Annotated in this window: 4 protein-coding genes; 1 reads left to right on the forward strand and 3 read right to left on the reverse strand. The window is 61.6% G+C overall.

Translation table 11 applies throughout. From position 1 onward, the window contains the following. Nucleotides 1-188 precede the first annotated feature (188 nt). Nucleotides 189-593 carry a hypothetical protein gene (locus tag VBE63_RS28845; protein WP_323686417.1) on the forward strand — a complete coding sequence of 135 codons (405 nt, stop codon included), beginning with the start codon at nt 189-191 and terminating at the stop codon, nt 591-593. A gap of 46 nt (nt 594-639) precedes the next feature. On the opposite strand, the gene VBE63_RS28850 is transcribed toward VBE63_RS28845, so the two are convergent. The 3 genes from VBE63_RS28850 to VBE63_RS28860 all read right to left on the reverse strand — a co-directional run. After that, complete coding sequence (locus tag VBE63_RS28850) at nt 640-939, reverse strand: hypothetical protein (RefSeq protein ID WP_323686418.1); 300 nt, start codon at nt 937-939, stop codon at nt 640-642. Between the two features lie 117 nt (nt 940-1,056). Next, nucleotides 1,057-1,287 carry a CopG family transcriptional regulator gene (locus VBE63_RS28855; protein WP_323686419.1) on the reverse strand — a complete coding sequence of 77 codons (231 nt, stop codon included), beginning with the start codon at nt 1,285-1,287 and terminating at the stop codon, nt 1,057-1,059. Continuing rightward, nucleotides 1,284-1,665, reverse strand: a 382-nt coding sequence (locus VBE63_RS28860; RefSeq protein WP_323686420.1) for a PIN domain-containing protein, incomplete at its 5' end; no start/stop codon positions are given. The genes VBE63_RS28855 and VBE63_RS28860, both read right to left, overlap by 4 nt.

Here is a 1,665-nt window from a genome sequence, read left to right on the forward strand (position 1 = left end):
TATGGAGGGGGCTCCGCGCTTGCCGCCGTCTTCAGCGTAAGCCGCGCTGGCTGAGCCTCATCCGCCTTGGCCATCACGCAGCCACTTTCCCTATCCCGCCTGGGCTTGGCCCAGGTGGATCGATCCTCTCCCACCCCTGGCGCAGTGACGTTGGTCCTGCGCCTTTTTCTCTATCTGGACCTTTGATCATGACCCTGAAGACGCCCAACCCAATCTTATCGACGGTAACCACTAGCGAAGGCCACATGCCTAGCGTCACGGTACCGATCGACGCTCCCCGTCCTGAGCACGCCATCCCTCGCACGCAGCACTGCGAACCGAGCACAGATCGCCAAGCAGGCCGTGCTGAGCACGACGAACCAAGGACTGAGCACCCAGCACTCGGTGCGACGGGCGACGTGCCTCGTGCGGCGCAGGAAGCGCTCAGCACGACTGATGAGGCGTCACCGGATGGCCTATGCGAGCGCCTTGGCTTGGCCTTACCGGCGCCGGCAGACAGCCATGGCGGCGTGATGCCAACGGGGGAGCCGTTGGCGGACGATGCGGTTCGCCGGATGGTCAAGTGGTTGCGTGCCAAGGGACAGTCGGCATAGCCGGGTGTTAAGACCTTGCGCCTTGTCGGCAGCGATCCGCCGCCGCTCAGTGCGTAGTCTTTAAGCCACTGCGTTGCACGCGCTCAACCAGCTCCCGATACGCCTTCTCCACGTCCCCGTCCTCGATCCCCGCGGCGATGAAGTCGTCCAACGCATCGCACAGCGCGATCGCTTCGGGGCTGTCTCCGAGTGGCTCCGTCCAGCGATCTGAAAGGGCATAGAGTCGATCCAGATCAGCTTGGGTCATCGGCTCGAAGAGCAGGTGCTCGACGCGCTCCAGCTCTGCCAGCAGCTTGGCGCGTGTCGATGCTGAGAGGGCGCCGCTGGCATCAGAGGCAGTACTCATGCGTGCAGTGTCGCAGTAGTTCTCACGCGAGCGGCTGTCGATAGCGAACAGTGCATGCGGGACTCAACACGAACAATCCAGCGGTTCGCCGCTTGGCTTATTTTCTGACCATGACATTCAGTGTCCTGCCTGACGATCATCCGCATCCAGCCGATTCAGAATCGCTAGCGCCTCCTTGACATTGCCCGTTGCAGCCATCGCCCGAAAATGATTTTCGGTATCCCAGACCGCCAATGCTCGAGCACTCAGCTCCTCCATCAATTTGTTGGTGCTGAGGCCGCGACTGTGTGCCAGTGACTTCAAACGCTCGGCCGTCTCGTCCGGCAAGCGGATCGTTAATGTTGTCATTGCCATTCCTCCAGACATTGAGCAGGTGTCAGCATCCGCAGTTGATCAAATACCAGTTCTCCCCGGCCAAGGTCCCGCACGTTATGCGTCACGATCCCCTCGGCCCCTCCTGCCAGCGCAAGCTCCACTAAATGGTTGTCTGCCTCATCAGGAAGATTGGGGCGCCAGCCATAGTAGACCGTCACCCATCGACCGCGTTGGGCCAGCGTTGCCAGCACCTTTTGCCTTTCCTGAGCAGTCGTTGCCCCTCCCCAAACATTGCGCCCCAGCAGATCGCAATACTCCTGCCACAAGGCATTGCCGAACAGCGGTTGATAGGTGCCGGAAAGCGCGTGGCGCAGAACCGCGCGCGACGCACCACCTGCCGAGCGCAGTCCC

Source organism: Lamprobacter sp. (assembly GCF_034860625.1).
Lineage (GTDB): Bacteria > Pseudomonadota > Gammaproteobacteria > Chromatiales > Chromatiaceae > Lamprobacter.

What these genes read in the sequence shown, in the direction of transcription:
- VBE63_RS28850 (WP_323686418.1), bottom strand. Translation starts at nt 939, where the DNA reads ATGAGTACTGCCTCTGATGCCAGCGGCGCCCTCTCAGCATCGACACGC.
- VBE63_RS28845 (WP_323686417.1), top strand. Translation starts at nt 189, where the DNA reads ATGACCCTGAAGACGCCCAACCCAATCTTATCGACGGTAACCACTAGC.
- VBE63_RS28855 (WP_323686419.1), bottom strand. Translation starts at nt 1,287, where the DNA reads ATGACAACATTAACGATCCGCTTGCCGGACGAGACGGCCGAGCGTTTG.